Origin of the sequence: Bradyrhizobium guangdongense (assembly GCF_006483445.1) — a bacterium.
In the GTDB taxonomy this organism is placed as follows: Bacteria; Pseudomonadota; Alphaproteobacteria; order Rhizobiales; family Xanthobacteraceae; genus Bradyrhizobium; species Bradyrhizobium guangdongense_A.
In genome coordinates this window covers 12,451-31,970 of sequence record NZ_PPPT01000029.1, presented here as the reverse complement: position 1 = coordinate 31,970, position 19,520 = coordinate 12,451, and the positions used below count along the sequence as shown (strand labels likewise).

18 protein-coding genes are annotated in these 19,520 nt (G+C 64.1%); 9 read left to right on the top strand and 9 right to left on the bottom strand.

The window, feature by feature from the left end; genetic code table 11:
* Positions 1 to 145: 145 nt before the first annotated feature.
* Positions 146 to 1,003, bottom strand: coding sequence for a hypothetical protein (locus tag C2U70_RS04665; RefSeq protein ID WP_433960660.1), 858 nt, complete (start codon positions 1,001 to 1,003; stop codon positions 146 to 148).
* Between the two features lie 270 nt (positions 1,004 to 1,273).
* On the opposite strand from C2U70_RS04665, the gene yidD reads away from it, so the two are divergent.
* The 3 genes from yidD to C2U70_RS32815 all read left to right on the top strand — a co-directional run bounded on the left by yidD (position 1,274) and on the right by C2U70_RS32815 (position 3,405).
* The gene (gene yidD / locus C2U70_RS04660) at positions 1,274 to 1,621 is read left to right on the top strand and encodes a membrane protein insertion efficiency factor YidD (RefSeq protein ID WP_140976689.1); all 348 of its coding nucleotides are present in this window, start codon (positions 1,274 to 1,276) and stop codon (positions 1,619 to 1,621) included.
* Between the two features lie 130 nt (positions 1,622 to 1,751).
* On the top strand, positions 1,752 to 3,050 hold the full coding sequence (locus tag C2U70_RS04655) for a tetratricopeptide repeat protein (RefSeq protein WP_186294061.1): 1,299 nt from the start codon (positions 1,752 to 1,754) through the stop codon (positions 3,048 to 3,050).
* A gap of 184 nt (positions 3,051 to 3,234) precedes the next feature.
* A complete protein-coding gene (locus C2U70_RS32815) occupies positions 3,235 to 3,405 on the top strand; it encodes a hypothetical protein (RefSeq protein ID WP_186294060.1) in 171 nt (56 codons plus the stop codon).
* Here the strand turns inward: C2U70_RS32815 and C2U70_RS04650 are convergent, their stop codons facing one another.
* Together C2U70_RS04650 and C2U70_RS04645 are read right to left on the bottom strand one after the other, a co-directional pair.
* The gene (locus tag C2U70_RS04650) at positions 3,406 to 4,599 is read right to left on the bottom strand and encodes a hypothetical protein (protein ID WP_246666662.1); all 1,194 of its coding nucleotides are present in this window, start codon (positions 4,597 to 4,599) and stop codon (positions 3,406 to 3,408) included. It lies immediately after the preceding gene.
* Between the two features lie 14 nt (positions 4,600 to 4,613).
* Entirely contained in the window at positions 4,614 to 5,978 is a 1,365-nt protein-coding gene (locus C2U70_RS04645; RefSeq protein ID WP_140976683.1) for an APC family permease, read from the bottom strand.
* A gap of 340 nt (positions 5,979 to 6,318) precedes the next feature.
* On the opposite strand from C2U70_RS04645, the gene C2U70_RS04640 reads away from it, so the two are divergent.
* Both C2U70_RS04640 and C2U70_RS04635 read left to right on the top strand, forming a co-directional pair.
* On the top strand, positions 6,319 to 7,665 hold the full coding sequence (locus C2U70_RS04640; RefSeq protein ID WP_140976682.1) for an alpha/beta hydrolase: 1,347 nt from the start codon (positions 6,319 to 6,321) through the stop codon (positions 7,663 to 7,665).
* A 152-nt stretch (positions 7,666 to 7,817) separates the two neighbouring features.
* Positions 7,818 to 8,144, top strand: a complete 327-nt coding sequence (locus C2U70_RS04635) for a GrlR family regulatory protein (protein WP_140976681.1) — start codon at positions 7,818 to 7,820, stop codon at positions 8,142 to 8,144.
* A 31-nt stretch (positions 8,145 to 8,175) separates the two neighbouring features.
* Here the strand turns inward: C2U70_RS04635 and C2U70_RS04630 are convergent, their stop codons facing one another.
* Together C2U70_RS04630 and C2U70_RS04625 are read right to left on the bottom strand one after the other, a co-directional pair.
* Complete coding sequence (locus C2U70_RS04630; protein ID WP_140976680.1) at positions 8,176 to 8,604, bottom strand: hypothetical protein; 429 nt, start codon at positions 8,602 to 8,604, stop codon at positions 8,176 to 8,178.
* 93 nt (positions 8,605 to 8,697) lie between these two features.
* Complete coding sequence (locus C2U70_RS04625) at positions 8,698 to 9,867, bottom strand: MFS transporter (protein ID WP_140976679.1); 1,170 nt, start codon at positions 9,865 to 9,867, stop codon at positions 8,698 to 8,700.
* A gap of 183 nt (positions 9,868 to 10,050) precedes the next feature.
* On the opposite strand from C2U70_RS04625, the gene thrS reads away from it, so the two are divergent.
* Positions 10,051 to 12,093: a threonine--tRNA ligase gene (gene thrS / locus C2U70_RS04620; RefSeq protein ID WP_140976678.1), complete on the top strand. Its 2,043-nt coding sequence runs from the start codon at positions 10,051 to 10,053 to the stop codon at positions 12,091 to 12,093.
* 10 nt (positions 12,094 to 12,103) lie between these two features.
* Here thrS and C2U70_RS04615 read toward each other — a convergent pair whose 3' ends face one another.
* On the bottom strand, positions 12,104 to 12,475 hold the full coding sequence (locus C2U70_RS04615) for a helix-turn-helix domain-containing protein (protein WP_140976677.1): 372 nt from the start codon (positions 12,473 to 12,475) through the stop codon (positions 12,104 to 12,106).
* 10 nt (positions 12,476 to 12,485) lie between these two features.
* Positions 12,486 to 12,788 (bottom strand): type II toxin-antitoxin system HigB family toxin, encoded by a 303-nt coding sequence (locus C2U70_RS04610; RefSeq protein WP_140976676.1) that lies wholly within the window; start codon positions 12,786 to 12,788, stop codon positions 12,486 to 12,488.
* A 150-nt stretch (positions 12,789 to 12,938) separates the two neighbouring features.
* Between C2U70_RS04610 and C2U70_RS04605 the strand changes: the two genes are divergently transcribed.
* Together C2U70_RS04605 and C2U70_RS04600 are read left to right on the top strand one after the other, a co-directional pair.
* Positions 12,939 to 13,502: a nitroreductase family protein gene (locus tag C2U70_RS04605; protein ID WP_140976675.1), complete on the top strand. Its 564-nt coding sequence runs from the start codon at positions 12,939 to 12,941 to the stop codon at positions 13,500 to 13,502.
* A 184-nt stretch (positions 13,503 to 13,686) separates the two neighbouring features.
* Positions 13,687 to 14,982 carry a serine hydrolase domain-containing protein gene (locus tag C2U70_RS04600; RefSeq protein WP_140976674.1) on the top strand — a complete coding sequence of 432 codons (1,296 nt, stop codon included), beginning with the start codon at positions 13,687 to 13,689 and terminating at the stop codon, positions 14,980 to 14,982.
* 12 nt (positions 14,983 to 14,994) lie between these two features.
* Here C2U70_RS04600 and C2U70_RS04595 read toward each other — a convergent pair whose 3' ends face one another.
* A complete protein-coding gene (locus C2U70_RS04595) occupies positions 14,995 to 15,846 on the bottom strand; it encodes a LysR family transcriptional regulator (protein ID WP_140976688.1) in 852 nt (283 codons plus the stop codon).
* A 126-nt stretch (positions 15,847 to 15,972) separates the two neighbouring features.
* Here C2U70_RS04595 and C2U70_RS04590 point away from each other — a divergent pair, with 126 nt between their 5' ends.
* Entirely contained in the window at positions 15,973 to 16,947 is a 975-nt protein-coding gene (locus tag C2U70_RS04590; protein ID WP_140976687.1) for a zinc-dependent alcohol dehydrogenase family protein, read from the top strand.
* Positions 16,948 to 16,967: 20 nt separating this feature from the next.
* Here the strand turns inward: C2U70_RS04590 and C2U70_RS04585 are convergent, their stop codons facing one another.
* A complete protein-coding gene (locus C2U70_RS04585; protein ID WP_140976673.1) occupies positions 16,968 to 19,427 on the bottom strand; it encodes a putative bifunctional diguanylate cyclase/phosphodiesterase in 2,460 nt (819 codons plus the stop codon).
* Positions 19,428 to 19,520: the final 93 nt, after the last annotated feature.

The following is a 19,520-nucleotide window of genomic DNA, read 5'->3' as shown; positions in this document are numbered from 1 at the left end:
GCAATCGCGCAATGGGGGCGCGCGTAGTGCGAGCCCGGAATCTATGGAGCCACAGAGCCTGCGGTTCAATGGATTCTCAGATGCGCAATTGCGCATCATAGCTCGCGACTTTCGTCGCGCCCCGGAATGACGGTGGAGATTGGGGTTACTTCTGCGGTGCCGTGGCTGGCGCAGCCACGCCGCCAGTCGGAACCACTGCTTCCGCGGTCTTAGTTGACTTCGCGGAGGTCTGCTCCGCTTCGCCGAAGCGATCCTGCGACTTCGGCGTCATGCCGGCCATCGCGGGCCCCGCGAGATCCACATGCGGCAGCACGTCGGCGATGAGATCGGTGGTCACGAGATTGGTGAGCTTCAGCTCGGCGGCGGAGAGCTCGTGCAGGTCTTCCCACGGCGGCACGCTGAGCGCGAGCGACAGCAAATCTCCTGCCCCGCCCATGTCAAAGGTGTATTTGGCGAGCCGGCCGATGTCGCGCTCGACGATCATCAGATCCTGCGCGCTGTAGCTCGCGGCCTTGGCATCGTCGGCGCGATCGCCCATCCAGATCTGGTGCACCCGGACGTGGGCGGCTTCCGGCACATAGCGCTTCTTGCCCGACAGCAGCAGGAACACGCACATGGACTCGCAATAGGCTTCCGGCGCGACGCTCGGACGGCTCGCCTGCCCGCCGCGGTTGCTGACGCCAACCGTCGTCAGCAGGCCGAGATTGCGGAACCGACGCCCAAGCGCGATCGCGTCGTTGACCGAGCCGCCGCTGGAATCGAGCACGACGGTTGCGCCGCCGAGCTGGCGCCCGCGCGCGAAATCCTCAAAGTCTCTCGGTGTATCCGACGTGATGATCCCCACGGCGCTGACCCAGCCGCGGCAATCCTGCTCGCAGGCGACCCAGTTGAACTTCATCGGCAGCTTGCGCTCTTCGAGCGTGCTGCCGGCATGCGCTGATGTTCCGACGGTCGCGATAGCGCCCGACAATGCGACGCAAACAGCGGCGGTTCCCACCAACAGCCAGCCGCGCGGATCGAACGACCTCAGAGATCTCAAACTGGTTCCTTCCCCAAGCCCCAAAGCAATCAGGCAAGCCCCGTTTCGCGTTCCACGATTCTACACGTGAACGTCATAAAAATGGTATCCGGGGGAATACAGATCGTCCATAGACTTGCTGCACTGCTCCCTAAAAACATGCAAAATATGGCGCGCGCACAACAGCTTGCTGTTCCTTGCTGTTCCCTGCGCAGGAACCGCGCACTCGTCGCACAGGATTGCCGCACGGCGCATATGAAGCGTTCAGCATTATTGGGTTCCACCGCCATCGCGCTGCTGTTGCAGCTTCCGCGCCGGTTCGGCCGCGCGCTGATCTGGCTCTACCGACACACGCTGTCGCCGCTGGTGGGCTACAACTGCCGGCATCTGCCGACCTGTTCGGTCTATGGCGACGAGGCGATCGAACGCTTCGGCCTGTGGGCCGGCGGCTGGATGACACTCGCACGGCTGTTGCGCTGCAATCCCCTGGGCACGTCCGGAATCGACAACGTGCCGGAGACCGCGCCTAGCGGCGCATGCTGGTACCTGCCGTGGCGCTACGGGCGCTGGCGCGGGGTATACAATCCGTCGCATCCCGCCTGATCTCTTCCAAAACACCTTGAATTTCGTCGGTGGCTGCTGTTTGCTGTCACAACCTTTGATAGTTTTGCCGTTTCCCGCAAATGTTCGAACCATCGTTTTTTGCCGCCCAACGTTTCGTCGAGGGCATCAAATGGCTTACGGATCGTCCGGTTCACAGGATTCGCCGTCATCGGGCGGATTGGTCCTGGCGCTGAAGAACAAAGACTTCGGGATCATCTTCGATTGGTTCGCGAAGTACTTTTTCGGATTTGCCCTCGGTGGCTTCGCCGCGTTACTTCTCGGTACGTTTCCGTCGAAAGGATTGGACTCGCTTCGGATCGTCGCGCTCAGCATCATCTTTGCCTGCGCAAGCACCGTATGCGGATGGATCCTCGGTCTCTTGTTCGGGATTCCCCGCACCTTGTCGCGGCCGCAGGCAGCGCCCGCGCCGCCGCAAGGCGCTGCGCCCGGCCAAGCGCCAGCCGCAGCCGGGCCGACGAGCCGCGTCAACACCAACCTCGAAGATATCTCCGACTGGCTCACCAAGACCCTGGTCGGCGTCGGCCTGACGCAGCTTTATTTCGTGCCGCACTATCTCTGGCAGGCCGCGGAGAAACTGAACAATGCCGGCTTCAAGTGGGACGGATCCGGCCAATTGCTGGCCATCGCGCTGTTCCTCTACTTCGCGCCGGGCGGATTCTGGCTTGGCTACATCGGCACCCGCACGATCCTCACAAAACTCTTCGACAGCATCGACGGGCCGAGCCCTGCCGTGGTCGATGCCGCCCTGAAGGAAGGATTGAAGATCGACCTCGAAGGACGCATCGTCGAATCCACCAACCCGACGGTGAAGTCGGCGGATGCGGCCCTGCTCACGGTGCCGATGACGTCTCTCAACAACTCGCGCCAACTGACGGCCTGGGGCACGGCACGTGCGCGCCATAACGATCTGGAGAGCGCGACCGTTGCACTTCAGGAAGCCAACCGCGTCGATCCGGCCGACCCGCTCGCCAAGCAGGCGCTGGCAACGGTCTACGCCGCGCAGCGACGCAACGCCGACGCCGAGAAGGTGATCCAGGGCGGCGAGGACAATGAGCTGGCCGTATTCCTTGCGCTCTACGAGACGCCGCCGCAGGGCTTCACCAAGGCCATCGAGATCGGGACGCGCCTCCTACGACAACCCGAAGCCGCTAAGAGCCTCAACCTCCATGTCTGGCTCGCATGCGCCTACGGACAGCAGCACAAATTCGCGCTGGAGCAGAGCAACGCAGAGTTGGCCAAGCGTGCACGCGAGAAGGTCGTCGAGGAGGTTCAGGCCGCACTCAACATCGATACGAAGGTCAAGGCGCTGCTTCGTTCGTTCTGGAAGCCAGTACCCGGTGCGGTTGATGACGACCTAGCGAGCATTCCGAAAGACGATCCAGACCTCACGCGACTCTTGGGACCGTGAAATCTGCGTCGCTATGGGATGCGGAACGTTTCGTCCCGAGCAAACGGATACGACCACTCCGAATTGCTTGTTCGAGAGTTCGAGGGATATGTCGGTCCAGCCGACCAATGTCAGCGCAAAACCTGAGGAACCGAAGGACGGGCAGTCGCGTTGACATGTTGCTTCCCTCCGGGAGGAAACAACAATGCGCTGGAAAATCAGCCCCCACGGTCACGACCACAGGCAGATCGACCTGCTCGCGGTCATTGCCCTGCTCATCCTCGTTGCCGCTTCGATCTGGTATCTCTCGGCGAGCTTCACCGCGGCCCCGAGCAGCACCGCTTTCATCGTGCCGGGCCAGAACGTGCGCTGGTAGCTAGCGTTGCCAGAAGAAGCGCCCCTGCGAAGGGATCGGCTCGGGCGGGCGCGGCTTCTTCGGCCGCGGCTTTGGCGGCGGCTCGGCCGACGAGGTCGTTTCCGCAGGCGCGGTCTCGCTGCCCGGCACCTTCACCGACAGCAGCAAATTGGATTCATGGGTACGCCAGCGATAGCCGATGCCGAAGTCAATCGGCTGTGCCCGCGTGAACAACTGCGCGTAGGACTGCTGATAACGGCCCGGGAATTCCCCGATCGGTCCGAGATAGCGACCGAACGGAAAGAAGCGCCATTGCCGCGCATTGTAATTGCCGAGCGGAATGCCGGAATCGTCCTGGATGATGGTTGCGCTGTTGGCGAGCAGCCAGTCGCGCGCCACGGTGAAATTGCCGGAATGCAACAGATACGACGCGCTCTTGATCAGGCTGTTGCCGGGGCCGAGCGTCTCGCAGAATTTCAGGAAGCCCGCCGCCCGCGCCCCGGAATTGGAGAGGTCGGTCGAGAAATAATACAGCGTCTTGGCCTGCCCGTCGCTGCCGGCAAAGTTGATACGCACCCCGCGCGTGGCATTGGGGCCGGCATTCTCGCCGGCGGCGCGGACGCCGCCCTTGTCGTCCAGCGAGATGAACTCGACGCTCTTGATGGTCTTGCCGGAGCGCGCGAGGAAGACATAGAGGATCGGCAGCGTGCCGTTGACCTGATTGGTGTGCAGGTCGACCTTCATCTGCTTGGTGATGAAGAAGGAGAAGCTCAGGATCGAACCGAGCGAGCGCTCGACATTGTAGAGCGCAGCCCCGGTCGCGCCGCGCGGCAGCTTGGTCAGGTCGGGCACCGCGCCGACCGGCTCCAGCGCGCCGAGCACATAGGTGTTGGCCTTTGAGTAGAAGGCGTTGGCGTAGAGAAAATCCGGACCGCTGAACAAATAGAACATGGTCGGCCGGGGCGCTGCCAGATTGACGTCGGACCAGGCGCGGATTTTTGACAATTGCCGCTGCTCGAGCTGACCGAAAGCGCCGTCGAAGAATTTCGCATGGCGCTGCCAGGACGGGTCCTTGGTCAGCGGCGCCAAAGGCGAGTCCGCCGACGGCTGCATGCCGGCGAGGAAGCGCGCGGTATCGTCCGGAGTGACGTCTGCAGCGCGCGCGGCGGTCGCCATCGCGAACAGCAAGGTGAAGGCGACGGCCGCAATTTTCATGGGTCGAAACATCTCTAGGTGCGATTGCTTGTGGCGACGGCATCCGGCCGCTTGCGGAAAATTGCGTAAATCAACAGGCCTGAGAGCATGATCAGCATACTCAATAGCGACTGCATCGGCCGCTGGGTCAAAAGGTAGTACATCATGAACGCGGTCACGAGCAGGAAAACCAGCGGCGTGACCGGGTATCCCCAGGCGCGATACGGGCGCGGCAGATCGGGCGCGGTGATGCGCAGCTTGATCACGCCAGCCACGGTGAAGAACGAGCAGAACAACAGCGAGAACTGGATGAATTCGAGCACCGCTTCGAAGCTGCGAGTGAACAGCAGGAGGTTCGCGACCGCGAGCTGCCAGAGGATGGCATAGGCGGGCGCGCCGTTTGACGATTTGCGCGAGAACACGCGCAGCGCCGGGATGTCCTCCCCCATCGTCATCATCACGCGCGGGCCGATCCACATCATCGCGCTGATCGAGGAGATCAGGCCGACGCAGATCATGGCACCGACGATGCGGCCGCCGACGCTGCCGAAGATCGCGGTGCCGGCGACGCTGGCAACGTCGAGCTGGCCGGCGAGCTTTGCGACCGGCGTAGCGTAGAGGAACACCGCATTCAGCGCGACATAGAGCACCATGACGATGAGCGTGCCCCACAGCAGCGAGCGCGGCAGGCTTTGCTGCGGCGTCTTCATCTCGCCGATGATGTAGGTCGCCGCGTTCCAGCCCGAGAAGGAATACATCACGAAGACGAGCCCGATCGCGAACGGTGCGCTGGCGATGTGGCCGAAATCGCCCTGCACGGGCAGGAAATTGATCGGCTGCCGCTCGCCGATGATGAAGCCCGCGACCAGGAAGGCGACGATCAGGATCACCTTGAGGATGGTCGAGACGAGCTGGAAGGTCGAGGAGTGCTTGACGCCGGTCAGTTGCACGAGCGACACCAGCCAGACCACGCCGATGGCGAGCGGGATCGGCGGCAGGTCAGGAAACACCGATTTGGCATATTCGCCAAAGGCCATCGCGGCGAGCGCGACCGGGGCGGCAAAGCCGACGGTGGCCGAGACCCAGCCGGCGAGGAAGCCGAAGGCCGGGTGATAGGCGCGGCTGAGAAAATTGTACTCGCCGCTGGAGCGCGGAAACATCGCCCCGAGCTCGCTATAGGCAAACACGCCGCACAGCGCGACGACGCCGCCGACGGTCCACAACAGCAGGATCGAGAAGCCGGACGGGATGTCCTTGACCTGGAAGCCGAGGCTGGTGAACACGCCGACGCCGATCATGTCGGCAACGACGATCGCCGTCGCCACGAGGACGGAGACACCGGACCCGCCTCCGAGATGGCGGCCAGGCCACGCTGCGCTTCCCGCCTCTGATGCCGTCATCGGGTCCCCAAGCTGAGGCGAGCTCGCCTCTCCAAGCATCGTGCAGATTGAGCCAGTCAATTCAAGCAGGGTTAACAAGGGCTAAATGAGGCAGTCAAAAACGGTATTTTACCACCTTTAGTGCACGTCCGTGGGCAATAAACCGGCCTCCGCGCTGCGAAACCGGCCGCCCTCTCCCACAATCGCGACATGATTGCGTGGTCACCTCGCCTCTTCCGGATGTGGGGAGTTTCTCCGGAAGCTTAACGTCGCCTAAACGCCAGTCGGCTCAATTAGATCAATATCGCCGCTGGGTTCACGGCTTGGGTGTTCTTGGGGTTTTCTTGGGGTCATTGGGTGGATGATCGGGGCCGTTCCGAGAGTTGAAGCAGACACGCGTGCTGACCGGACCACATCGTCCGGCGCACGCGGTCGTGCGCGTCGGATCGTAGGCCAGATCGGCGTCGCCTGCGTCTTTGTGCCCTTGTCGCTGGCTCTGGTTCAATGCGGCAAGGCGCCCAACCCGGCCGCGCTCGCCGCGAACTCGCAGGCGAACACGCAAGTGGTCGCCAAGACCAGCACCAGGACCAGCCCGCAGCAGGTCGCGAGCGGCGACACCTTCAACGACCGCTTCCCCGCCCCGCAGTTCAAGGAGCGTTTCCCCTCCGCAAGCGAAAGTTTCCTGCAGCGGCAGATGTCGGACTTTTCGCCGAAGCGCGCGGTGCAACAACCGGAGCCGGCGCCCTACAAGGTGGCCTCGCTCGAGCCCCAAATCCCCTACAAGCGCCCGCCGCGCGAAGACCTCACGACGCTCGTCAGCATGAAGTCGTCGGCCTTCCCTTACTTCGGCAACAACCCTGCCTCCGAGGCGCCGTTCCTCAACATCGCCAAGGGTGACCGCCGCGGCCATCGCAGCTATTCCGGCCGCGTCTACTGGCAGGACGAGACCTACAGCGACAGCCGCGTGATGATGCACGTCCCCGACCATTTCGACGTGCGCAAGCCCGGTGTGATCGTGGTGTTCTTCCACGGCAATGGCGCAACGCTGGAGCGCGACGTGCGCGACCGGCAGATGGTGCCGCAGCAGATCACCGATTCCGGCGCCAATGCCGTGCTGCTGGCCCCGCAGATGGCGGTCAATGCCGCCGATTCCAGCGCCGGCAAGTTCTGGCAACCCGGCGGCTTCAAGCGCTTCATGCAGGAATCGTCCGAGCACCTCGCCCGCCTCTATGGCGACCCGAACAGTGCCCGTGCCTTTGCCAACATGCCGATCGTCATCGTCGGCTATAGCGGCGGCTTTCTGCCGACCGCCTGGAGCCTGGAGGTCGGCGGCATGAGCGACCGCGTCCGCGGCGTGGTGCTGCTCGACGCCGTCTATGGCGAGCTCGACAAGTTCGCCTCCTGGATCGAGAACCACCGCTCCGGCTTCTTCGTCAGCTCCTACACGCGCTACACCGCGCGCCGCGATCGCGAGCTGATGAGCATGCTGCGGCAAAAGGGCATCAGCGTCTCCGAGGACATGGATGGCCCGCTGCGCCCCGGCAGCGTCGTGTTCGTCGAGACCGGCGGCGGCATCACCCACCGTGACTATGTCACACGTGCCTGGACGCAAAACCCGCTCAAGGACGTGCTGGTGAAGATGGCGGCGACCCCGTCGCTGGCGTTGACCCGTGTCGCCGCGGGCAGCTCTGCGACGTCGAGCCGCTAGGTCCGGCATAGGCAGGCATCCGCCTGCGCTGCCCTCCCGATCGCTCATCCGATGATCAAATTGTGATGTTGACGGTCGCCCCACCCGGGACGACATGGGTTTGTTTCCTGCGACAACACTCCTAACGTGTGAGGGGGATTCGGGGGCTGAATTTGCGCGAGGGACTCTACAAGGTCGATTTCCACACCGTGCACGGCACCGGTTGCGGCGTGGTGCACATGGTCGACGGCAAGATGCGCGGCGGCAACTCCGCCTTCGCGTTCATCGGCACCTATGCGGGCGACGGCGACAGCCTCAAGGCCAAGATCTCGACCGAGCGCTACAATCACGACCCGGCCTTCCGGCCGCTGTTCGGCACCGACCGGATCACGCTGACGCTGGCCGGCAAGGCCGACGGCGATGTCGTGGAGTTCGAAGGCAGCGCCTTGCAGTTGCCCGGCCTCGCCTTCAGGGCGGTGCTGGTCCGGCTCAGCGACTGACCGAGCCGGCCTTCAGCGAAAACGTCAGGCCTCAGTTTCTGGGCAGCTTCGGAATGCTCTCGGCAAAGCCGTTGAAGCAGGCCAGCCGCTCGTCCTCTTCCTTGAAGAAGCGGCAATCGGCGACGCCCTTGGCCTTCGCGGGTTTTGGCTTCGGCTGCGGCGGAATGACCGCGTCGTAGCAGTTGAGCCGGTCCTTGGTGCCGTCGTCGAGATCGAGACAGCCCTGCAGCCGGACCGCCGTGGATTGCGGCTTGCCCTTTGCACCAGCGGCCTTTGGCGCTGCCGGTGCGGCAGGCGCGGTCGCGTCCGGCGCGGCAGCCTGTTGTTTCGGTGCCGCCGCCTTGGTCCCCTTCGGCTTGACCTGCACCAGCGGCTTGTCCCCTACCATCGGCGGCTTGTCGGTTTGCGCAAGCGCCGTCCCCGCATAGAGCACCGCGACAAGCGCCAGAATCATCCTCATCTCAGTCAACTCTCATTGGTCCCACCGCTCGCTTCTAGCCCTCTCCCGCGCGGTTTGCCAAGCACCGACCGCACGAAAAGCGGCCGCCCCGGCTCAAACCCGGACCGCGGCCCGTGGCCTGGTCAGGGCCACGACGGCAAGCGCCAGCGCAACGAAGCCGGCCGCGACGAAGCCGGATGCATAGGGCATCTCGTGCGCGAACAGGAAGCCGCCGATCGCCGAGCCGACGGCCTGGCCGATATAGAGCACGGAGGTGTTGAGCGAGACGGTCGCCGGCGCAAGTGCCGGCGCGGCGGTCACCAAGCGAACCTGCTGCATCGAATTGGTCGAGGCAAACCCCAATCCCCAGATCGCGACGGACGCGGCCATCAGCACGAGGCTGCCCGCGCTCACCGCCCAGCCGGCCACGCCCGCCAGCAACAGGCTGGTGAACAGGACCGAGGTCGTGAAGGGCCCCCAGGTGTCGACGATGCGGGTCGCAATGGCGACGCCGAGGAAGCCGAACAGGCCATAGAGACCGAACACCAGCCCGACCGTATCGGGGCCGGCATCGGTGAGCTTCCGGAGCAGCGGCCCCATGAAGGTGAAGACCACGAACTGCCCGGACATCTGCAGCATCGTGATGGCAAGCAAAGCCACGATGATGCGGCTGCGGCCGACATCGACCCAGGTCTTCAGGTCGACCGGCGCACCCTTCAGCCCCGCCGGCAGGCACAACAGCAACAGCAGGAAGCTGAGACAGCCGAGCGCGCCGACCTCGGCATAGGCCGCGCGCCAGCCATAGCGGCTGGCGATGAAAGTGATCAGCGGCAGGCCGACGGCCGCGGCCAGCGACCATCCCAGGAACACATAGGCGATCGTGCTGCCGCGCTTCTCTATCGGCACGATCAGTGCCGCGGTGCCGGCCGCCTGCGGCGTGTACAACGCGCCGACCGCCAGCATGACGAGGCGAATGACGAGCAGGCTCGTGTAATCAGGCGCGAATGCGGAGGCGATGTTGCCGAGAGCCAGCACCGCGAGCGTGGCGGTCAAAAGCGTGCGCCGCTCGATCCGGCTGGTGAGCCACGCCGTCAGCGGCGAGCCGATGCAGAGCGTGATGGCGCCGAAGGTGATCAAAAGGCCCGCGGTGCGGATGCTGATATCGAGCCCGGACGCGAGCTCGGGCAGCATCCCGGCCGGCGCCAGCACCGAGCAGCCGGTGACCACATTGCCAAGCATCAGGGCGGTGGGCGCGAAACGGCCGGCGGCGGGAGCATTTTCCATGCAGGTGCATGTAGAGGCGCCGGACCGCAGGGTAAAGGGCGGCCCTTCGAAATTGTTCTGACGACCCCGGTTCGGCCGGTCCTCTTCCTGAAAATGCCGGATTGCGCAGGCCGAATCGCCTGATATATCGCTCGTTCCCGCTTACCTGCGCCCGTTCGCAGGAGTGAGCCTCAGGAGAAAAGCATGTCCGATGACCGCAAGTCCGAATCCGGCTTCCAATACAGCCTCAGCAACCTGAAGCCCGTGACCCCTGCCCCCAAAGTTTCCCTCACCTTCCCCGACGGCGCCACGCGCCAGTTCGACAAGAGCATCACCGGCCTCGAGATCGCCAAGGGCATCTCGCCGTCGCTCGCCAAGCGCACGGTTGCGATGGCGCTCAACGGAGAGCTCGCCGACCTCAACGATCCCATCGAAGTCGATGCGAAGATCGAGCTGATCAATCGCGAGGATCCGCGCGCGCTTGAACTGATCCGCCATGACTGCGCCCATGTGCTGGCAGAAGCCGTGCAGACGCTGTGGCCGGGCACCCAGGTCACCATCGGCCCCGTGATCGAAAACGGCTTCTACTACGACTTCTTCCGCAACGAGCCGTTCACGCCGGAAGACTTTGCCGCGATCGAGAAGAAGATGCGCGAGATCGTCGCGCGCGACAAACCCTTCACCAAAGAGGTTTGGGATCGCGAAAAGACCAAGCAGGTGTTCCGCGACAAGGGCGAAGCCTTCAAGGTCGAGCTGGTCGACGCCATTCCCGGCAACGAGCCGATCAAGATCTACTACCAGGGCGACTGGTTCGACCTCTGCCGCGGCCCGCACATGACCTCGACCGGCAAGGTCGGCAACGCCTTCAAGCTGATGAAGGTGGCCGGCGCGTATTGGCGCGGCGACAGCAACAACCCGATGCTGACCCGCATCTACGGCACCGCGTTCGCCAAGCAGGAAGACCTCGACGCTTATCTCAAGCAGATCGAGGAAGCCGAGAAGCGCGACCATCGCAAGCTCGGGCGCGAGCTCGACCTCTTCCACTTCCAGGAGGAAGGTCCGGGCGTCGTGTTCTGGCACGCCAAGGGCTGGACCATCTTCCAGCAGCTCATCGCCTATATGCGGCGACGCCTGACCGGCGACTACAGCGAGGTCAATGCGCCGCAGATCCTCGACAAGTCGCTGTGGGAGACGTCTGGCCACTGGGGCTGGTATCGCGAGAACATGTTCGCTGCGCAGTCCGCGGGCGATGAGGCCGAGGACAAGCGCTGGTTCGCGCTGAAGCCGATGAACTGCCCCGGCCACGTGCAGATCTTCAAGCACGGCCTGAAGAGCTATCGCGACCTGCCCCTGCGCCTCGCCGAGTTCGGCGTGGTGCATCGCTACGAGCCGTCGGGCGCCATGCACGGCTTGATGCGCGTGCGCGGCTTCACCCAGGACGATGCGCATGTCTTCTGCACCGAGGATCAGCTCGCCGAGGAATGCCTCAAGATCAACGACCTAATCCTGTCGACCTATGCCGATTTCGGCTTCACCGGCGATCTGACGGTGAAACTCTCGACCCGGCCGGACAAGCGCGTCGGCACCGACGAGATGTGGGATCACGCCGAACGCGTGATGGCCACGGTGCTGCGCGAGATCCAGTCGCAGAACAATCACATCAAGACCGAGATCAATCCGGGCGAAGGCGCCTTCTACGGGCCGAAGTTCGAGTATGTGCTGCGCGACGCCATCGGGCGCGACTGGCAGTGTGGCACCACGCAGGTGGACTTCAACCTGCCTGAAAGATTCGGTGCCTTCTACATCGACCATGACGGCGGCAAGAAACCGCCGGTGATGGTGCATCGCGCGATCTGCGGCTCGATGGAGCGCTACATCGGCATCCTGATCGAGCACTATGCCGGCAACTTCCCGCTCTGGCTCGCGCCGGTGCAGGCGCTCGTCACGACCATCACCTCGGAAGGCGACGAGTATGCCAAGCAGGTCGCGGCCGAGGCGCGCAAGGCCGGCCTTCGCGTCGAGATCGACCTGCGCAACGAGAAGATCAACTACAAGGTCCGCGAGCACTCGCTGGCCAAGATCCCCGCGCTGCTCGTGGTCGGCAAGAAGGAAGCCGAGACGCATTCGGTCTCGGTCCGTCGCCTCGGCAGCGACGGCCAGAAGGTGATGCCGACCGCCGAGGCGATTGCCGCGCTGGTCGACGAGGCGACCGCGCCGGACGTGAAGCGGGCGCGCGGGACGGCTTAGGCGGAACGGCTCAGGCTGCCTCGTTCTGACTAATCTTGATGAGGGACTCTGCCGGAATGCCGAGTCCCTCATGCAGCCGCCGGATCATGCTCAGCGTCAAATCGCGCCGGCGATTGAGCACCTCGTGAACTCGGTTTCGGCTGCCAATAAAGGGGATCAGATCACGCGGCTGTAGCCCGCTTTGCTCCATGTGATATTTGATCGCTTCGATCGGGTCCGGCAGGTCGAGTCGATAGTGCTTGCGTTCCCAAGCCTCAACCAAAGTCACCAGCACATCCAGCCGATCACCCTCCGGCGAGTTGCGTTTGGCGCTCATCAGCCCCTCAATCTCCTTGAGCGCCCGCCGATAGTCGCGATTGGATTTAATGGGTGCAATCACCATGGCGCATTCCCTAGATAGTTTGCGCATCGATGGCGTCGTATTGCCGACGCGTCCCAACGAACCGAATGTAGACCACGCGATACGGATAGTTAATCCATACCACGACGCGATACTTGTTGCCGGCGACATTGAAGACCACCCGGCCGTCCCTCAGGATGCTGGCGCTGCGTATGTCCCGTTTGACATCCGCCGGCTTTGCCCAGTCGGCCCGACTCACCTGCCGGAACCAAGCCATTAACGGCTCCCGGGCATCCGAGACGTCGCCGCCCCGACCAAGAAACGCCTTGATCGTGCTGAGAGCAATGATCCTCACTGGCGTCTAGCTTAGCATAGTCCCACGCTGGGACCAATACCCTTCTGAAGAGCGGCGTGACGGACAGATGACTTCCAGAATCCCTCTAAAGCCTCTTTCCATCGTGCCACTTCGGGCCTATCTCCGAATCAGATTCACAAGGATTATCCCGTGCCCGACGCCATCGAACTCCTGAAAACCCGCCGCTCGGTCAAGCCGCGCGAGATGACGGGGCCCGGCCCCTCGCCCGCCGAGCTCGAGACCATTTTGACCATCGGCGCGCGGGTGCCCGATCACGGCAAGCTCGCGCCGTGGCGCTTCATCGTGTTCGAGGGCGAAGCGCGCTCGCGCGCCGGCGAAGTGATCGCGTCCGTGTTCGCACGCAAGAACCCGGGTGCCCCTAGCGCCGACGTCGAGGTCGAGAAGCGGCGGCTGACCGACGCGCCGCTCGTGATCGGCATCGTCAGCTTCACGAAGCCGCACCCGAAGGTGCCGGCTTTCGAGCAGGAATTGTCGGCGGGCGCCAGCGCCATGAACATCGTCACCGCGGCGACCGCGCTCGGCTATGGCGCGGCCTGGCTTACCGGCTGGTTCGCCTTCGACCGCGACGTGCTCGACGGCCTCGGCCTGAAGGCGGACGAGAAGCTCGCCGGCCTGATCCACATCGGCAAGCCCACCAAGCCCAGCGAAGACCGTCCGCGCCCGGTGCTTTCGGAAATCGTGACGCGGTTCTAAAGCGGTTTCCAGCGAAGTGGTTGCCGGTTCGCGTCAAGAAAACGCGTCAAAACTAGAAACTAGAGCTCCATTCCGATTCCATCGGAACGGATAAGGCTCTAGTCGATCTGTCTCAGTTGACGGACACGACAACTTCCGGTTTTGATCGATCTCATCGAGACGGCCGGGACCGGAGGATAACGCAATGAATTGCGCGCGATCACGATCGCTGCTCGCCGTGTCATTGTGCGCCCTGCTCTGCATCGCCAGCATCGGACCGACCCGAGCGGCCGACATCCCCGCACCGTCACCGGACGGGCTCGAGCGCATCACCGCCTTCTTCGACAATGAGGTGAAGACCCGCAAGCTGCCCGGCGCCGTGATTCTCGTTCAGCAGCACGGCCGTCCGGTCTATCTCAAGAGTTTTGGCGTGCAGGACGTCAAGACGGGCACACCCATGAACCCGGACACGATCTTCGCGCTGCATTCCATGACAAAACCCGTCACCAGCGTCGCCGCGATGATGCTGATCGACGAGGGCAAGCTGGCGCTGACCGATCCCGTGTCAAAATACATCCACTCCTTCACCTTCACGAAGGTAGGAATGGAAGTGACGAAGCCGGACGGCGGGCTCTCCCTCGACCTGGTGGCGCCGGAACATCCCGTGACCGTCCGCGACCTGATGCGGCACACCTCCGGCATCACCTATGACTACATCGGTGCCAAATGGATCGAGCAGGCCTACAAGGACGCCAACATTTTCGAGGGCAAGTTCGACAACAGGGAGTTTGCCGAGCGCATCGCGCGACTGCCGCTGGCACGCCAGCCCGGCACGCTGTGGCGCTACGGTCATTCCACCGATGTGCTCGGCCGCGTCATCGAGGTGATTTCCGGGCAGACGCTCTCCGCCTTCATGAAGCAGCGCATCTTCGATCCGCTCGGCATGACCAGCACCAAATTCGTGCTCAACACGCCGGAGGAGCTGGCGCGGATGGCACGACCGCTGCCGAGTGACATGATCCTGCTCGACGCCGAGCAGGATCGGCTCGCTCACCCTGAATGGGAATCCGGCGGCGGCGGACTGCTCTCCACGATGCACGACTACAGCCGCTTCGCCCAGATGCTGCTCAATGGCGGCGAGTACGACGGCAAGCGTTATCTCAGTCCCGCCGCCTACAAGGACATGACGACGGACCAGATCGGACCGGGCTCCGGCGTCGACCGCGACTACTTCTATTATCCCGGCGACGGTTTTGGCTATGGCTACGGTCTTGCCGTGCGCACCGATCCCGGCAATGCAAAGCCGCCACCGGCCGGCTCGCTCGGCGAACTGAAATGGGACTCAGGCAGCGGCACCTTGTTCGGCGTCGATCGCAAGCTCGACATGGTCTTCATCATGCTGGAGCAGACCCAGAACGAGCGCGGCCGCATTACCCCCGCCTTCAAGGCGCTGGTCTATGACTGCTTTCCGCCCGAGCTGCGCCGCCCGCGCAGCGACTGAACTGCATCGACGTCAACCCGCCAGTCGCTCGATCACAAGGTCGAGCAGCGCGCGCAATCGCGGCAGCCTGCGCAGATCGCGATGATAGCCGACGAACGTGTCGCGGCCGGGCGGCGCCGTGCCGATGTCGAGCGCGACGAGCCGTTTGTCGCGATCACCCAGCGGACGCGGCAGCACGGCCAGCGCACCGCTCGCTGCGGAGAGCTCGGCCTGCACTTCCCTGTTGTTGCTGCGAAACGCGATCTCGGCATTCGGCAGGACACGCTTCAGCCAGACCGCGTCGGGCATGTCGGAGAATTCGGCGTTCATGGACACGACGCGCACGCCGGCTCCATCGCCTGCACGCGGCGCCTTGCTTCCCTTGCGACCATACACGGCATAGGGGATGTGCATCAGCTTTCGCGAAATCGCCTCGGGCTCGTCGAACGGCTTGATGCGGAAGACGATATCCGCTTCGCGACGCGGCAGGCTGTACAGCCGCGCATCGGTGAGAAGCTCGACCACCACGTTCGGATGGCGCCTGCCGAACTCCGCAATCACAGGCGACAGCATGTAGGTGCCGAACCAGTCCGAGGACGAAATGCGTAGCAGCCCGTCGAGCCGGGCTTCGGCTCCGGTCAGACGCCGCTCCAGCGCGATCGCCTCCTCCTCGATCCGCTCCGCGTGACGGAGCACGGCGGTGCCCTCGTCGGTCAGCACGAAGCCGTCGGCTGTGCGCTGAAACAGTGTTTGCCCAAGCGCCCCTTCCAGTGTGCGGAGCCGCCGTCCCATGGTCGGCTGGGTCTGGCCGATCTTGCGCGCTGCCGCGCCGAGCGTTCCCTCGCGTGCGATCGCCAGGAAGATGCGCAGGTCACTCCATTCCATCGACAGAACGCTCATTCAAATTTGAATGACTATCGTACACCTTTGTTCCTTTTCATGCAAAAAATAATGGCCATGTTGGAGGCCGTAAGCACAAGACGGAGCAAGACGGCCATGACGACATCGGACATGCGCGCAGCGATCCTCGAAAAGCACGGCGCGCCGCTTCGCATCGCGCCGATCTCGGTGCCGGAGATCGGAGCCAGACAGGTTCTGGTGCGTGTCTGCGCCAGCGCGGTCAATCCGCTGGACACCAAGATCCATGCCGGGGCCGCCGCACACGCACGTCATCCGCTGCCGGCGATCCTCGGCATCGATCTCGCCGGCGTGGTCGAACGTGTCGGCCGCGAGGTGACGCGCTTCCGTCCAGGCGATGAGGTCTATGGCATGACCGGCGGCGTCGGTGGTGTGCAGGGATCGCTCGCCGAATTCTCGGCCGTCGACGCCGACCTGCTGGCGGTGAAGCCGGTTAATCTCAGCATGCGCGAGGCTGCCGCGCTGCCGCTGATCTTCATCACGGCCTGGGAAGGACTGGTCGACCGGGCCGCGATCAAGCCTGGCCAGCGCGTATTGATCCATGGCGGCGCCGGCGGCGTCGGACATGTCGCAACCCAGCTCGCGCGCGCCATCGGCGCGCAGGTGTTCGCAACCGGCTCCGCGTCACAGCAGAGCTATATCAGCAGTCTCGGTGCGACCTTCATCGACCGCGACGAGGCGGTGGCGGACTACGTCACAAAGTACACCGACGGCGAGGGCTTCGACCTCGTCTACGACACCGTCGGCGGACAAGTGCTCGACGCGTCTTTCGCGGCGGTCCGCCGCTTCGGGCATGTCGTGAGCAGTCTCGGCTGGGGCACACATGCGCTCGCGCCACTCTCGTTTCGCGCCGCCACCTATTCCGGCGTGTTCACGTTGCTGCCGCTCCTCAGTGGTGAAGGCCGTGCACATCATGGAGAGATCATGGCCGAGGCAACACGCCTCGCCGAGACGGGACAATTGGTGCCCCTGCTCGATCCCCGGCACTTCGCGCTGGAGACTATCGCCGATGCTTACGACCTGATCAGGCAGCACGGCGCGAAGGGCAAGCTGGTCGTCGACATCTAGCCGACAGCGCGACGGCCGAGCTACGCCGCCCGTGACGCGCGGCCGAACTCAGCGAGCAGCTTGCCGATCTCGCTCGCGGGGCGCGCGGCGCTGAACAGAAAGCCCTGTACCTCGTTGCAGCCCTCGGCGCGCAACCAGTCGAGCTGATCCTCGGTCTCGACCCCCTCGGCCGTCGTCGTGATGTTGAGGCTGCGGCCAAGACCCGAGATCGCCCGCACGATCGCGACGCAATCCGGTCGATCGCTGAGATCCTTGACGAAGGAACGGTCGATCTTGATCTTGTCGAAGGGAAAGCTGCGGAGATAGCTGAGGCTGGAATAGCCGGTGCCGAAATCGTCCATGGAAATGCCGACGCCCAGCCCGCGCAACTGGTGCAGCGTCGCAAGATTCGCGTCGGTCTCGGCGAGAAAGACCGACTCAGTGATCTCGAGCTCGAGCCGCTTCGGCGACAGGCCGGACTGCGCCAGTGCCGAGATCACGACCTGCACGAGATTGCGGCTGCGGAACTGCGCCGGCGAGAGATTGACCGCGACCTTGATGTCGGCCGGCCATTTCACCGCCTCGCTGCAGGCCTCCCGCAACACCCATTCGCCGAGCTGGACGATCAGCCCGATGTCCTCGGCGACCGGGATGAATTCGGCGGGCGAGATCATGCCCTTGTCCGGGTGGCACCACCGCAGCAGGGATTCGAAGCCCGCGATGCGTCCGGCAGCGATTGCGACCAGCGGCTGATAATGCAGCTCGAACTCGCCATTGGCGAAGGCGCGGCGCAGATCGAGCTCCATGTCGCGCCGCCTCTGCGCCTGGCGGTCCATCTCCTTCTCGAAGAAATGGTGCACGCCGCCGCCATCCGACTTGGCTTGGTACAGCGCCATGTCGGCATTGCGCATCAGCTCTTCCGACGTCGCGCCATCGCCGGGCGACAGCGCGATGCCGATGCTGGCGCCGATCACCATTTCCTGCCCGTCGATGTCGTAGGGCGCGCTCAGCATGTCGATCAGCAGGCTGGCGCAAGCGCTCGCCTCGTTGGGCGAGACGTCGGAGCTGAGGATCACCGCGAACTCGTCACCGCCAAGCCGCGCGGCGAGGTTGGCGCCGCGGATCGCGGTGCGCAGCCGCTCCGCGACTTCCTTCAGCAGCCGGTCGCCGACGGGATGACCGAAGGAATCGTTGATGGTCTTGAACAGGTCGAGATCGATGCAGAGCACGCCGACCCGCTTGCCCCTGGCCTGGTCGAGCGCCTGCTTCAGGCGCTCCTGGAAATGCTCGCGGTTCGGCAGGCTGGTGAGGCCGTCATGATGGGCCATGTAGGCGATCCGCGCCTCGGCCTTGCGCCGCTCGGTGATGTCGACCACCGCGACCAGGTAGCCGTCACGATCGTCGAAGGCGACACGACGGCCGAAGGTCAAAACCTCGATCTCGCTGCCGTCGGCACGCAGGTGCCGCCAGTTGCGCGAGGAGCGATAGGTATCGCCGAGCCGCTCCAGTGCCTCGGCGTGGCTCTCCCACTCGTCCTGTGGCCAGATCTCAGGCAAGGTCATGCGCAGGAAGGCGGCGCGGCTGTAGCCGTAGTGCTGGACCGCGGCATCGTTCACGCTGAGGAACTGCCTGGTCTCTGCGTCGAACACCCACATCGGCATCGGATTGTTGTCGAACAGCAGACGGAACGAGGCGTCGCGCCGTTTCAGCGCTGTGACGTCGGACATCGTCAGCGAGACGACGTCGGCAAACGCGGTCGCGCTCAGGCGAAAATGGCGGCCGTCGGTCTCGATTTCGAGCGGCGCACTGCGGCCGGTTGCGACCGCCGCGCGCAAGAGTTCGACGATCTCGGCCGACGCCAGCAGTCCGCCGCCCTCGCTCAGGCAACGCCAGAGCAATTCGCCCGCCGGCATGTTCAGGAACAGCTCCGCGCTCGCGTTGTGGTGAACGATCTGGAAGTCGAAAGGCTCCGCGCGCGCGTCGCGCAAAGCGGCAAACGATATTACCGCGTCGTCGGTCGAGGAGAAGATCGCATCGAGCAAATTGTACTGCGCGCTGCGCTCGTTGATGTAGGCACCGATCAGGGTGGCGCCCCAGCGCGAAGCAGTCGGCAGCGCCAGTACGTCGTAAGTCCGGACCATGCCGTCGCGCACGCAATGCGCGCTCGCAAGGTGCGGCTTGCCGGTTTCGAGCGCGTTCGCCGCGGCTCCGGTCAGCACCGTGGCGCAATCCGGCGGAAACTGTGCGACCGGAACGTCCCAGCGTTCGTCGCCGAGCCATTGCTGCACATAGCGCCCGCTGCGCGATAGCTCGAGCACGCCGTCATGGCGCAGAAGCGCGATATGATCGGCGAGCCGGCCGAGACTGCCGAGCATGACATCTTCGTAGCGCGGAAGCCGCTCGCCGGGTCGCAAGGCCGCGCGCCATTTGCGCTGAAGCACCGGGATGTCGTCGAACATTTCGGTGGTCGGTTTTCCCGACGCCTTCTTCGCGGCACTCATCGCATTCCCCACGCACGTCGCAGCCCGCATCCAATGCAGGCCTGCTTAAGGACGTGTGAAGAGTGCAGGCGCGAGGGAACTCGCCGCGCGATT

What these genes read in the sequence shown, in the direction of transcription:
- yidD (WP_140976689.1), top strand. Translation starts at nt 1,274, where the DNA reads ATGAAGCGTTCAGCATTATTGGGTTCCACCGCCATCGCGCTGCTGTTG.
- C2U70_RS04655 (WP_186294061.1), top strand. Translation starts at nt 1,752, where the DNA reads ATGGCTTACGGATCGTCCGGTTCACAGGATTCGCCGTCATCGGGCGGA.
- C2U70_RS32815 (WP_186294060.1), top strand. Translation starts at nt 3,235, where the DNA reads ATGCGCTGGAAAATCAGCCCCCACGGTCACGACCACAGGCAGATCGAC.
- C2U70_RS04650 (WP_246666662.1), bottom strand. Translation starts at nt 4,599, where the DNA reads ATGAAAATTGCGGCCGTCGCCTTCACCTTGCTGTTCGCGATGGCGACC.
- C2U70_RS04645 (WP_140976683.1), bottom strand. Translation starts at nt 5,978, where the DNA reads ATGACGGCATCAGAGGCGGGAAGCGCAGCGTGGCCTGGCCGCCATCTC.
- C2U70_RS04640 (WP_140976682.1), top strand. Translation starts at nt 6,319, where the DNA reads ATGATCGGGGCCGTTCCGAGAGTTGAAGCAGACACGCGTGCTGACCGG.
- C2U70_RS04630 (WP_140976680.1), bottom strand. Translation starts at nt 8,604, where the DNA reads ATGAGGATGATTCTGGCGCTTGTCGCGGTGCTCTATGCGGGGACGGCG.
- C2U70_RS04625 (WP_140976679.1), bottom strand. Translation starts at nt 9,867, where the DNA reads ATGGAAAATGCTCCCGCCGCCGGCCGTTTCGCGCCCACCGCCCTGATG.
- thrS (WP_140976678.1), top strand. Translation starts at nt 10,051, where the DNA reads ATGTCCGATGACCGCAAGTCCGAATCCGGCTTCCAATACAGCCTCAGC.
- C2U70_RS04615 (WP_140976677.1), bottom strand. Translation starts at nt 12,475, where the DNA reads ATGGTGATTGCACCCATTAAATCCAATCGCGACTATCGGCGGGCGCTC.
- C2U70_RS04600 (WP_140976674.1), top strand. Translation starts at nt 13,687, where the DNA reads ATGAATTGCGCGCGATCACGATCGCTGCTCGCCGTGTCATTGTGCGCC.
- C2U70_RS04595 (WP_140976688.1), bottom strand. Translation starts at nt 15,846, where the DNA reads ATGGAATGGAGTGACCTGCGCATCTTCCTGGCGATCGCACGCGAGGGA.
- C2U70_RS04590 (WP_140976687.1), top strand. Translation starts at nt 15,973, where the DNA reads ATGCGCGCAGCGATCCTCGAAAAGCACGGCGCGCCGCTTCGCATCGCG.
- C2U70_RS04585 (WP_140976673.1), bottom strand. Translation starts at nt 19,427, where the DNA reads ATGAGTGCCGCGAAGAAGGCGTCGGGAAAACCGACCACCGAAATGTTC.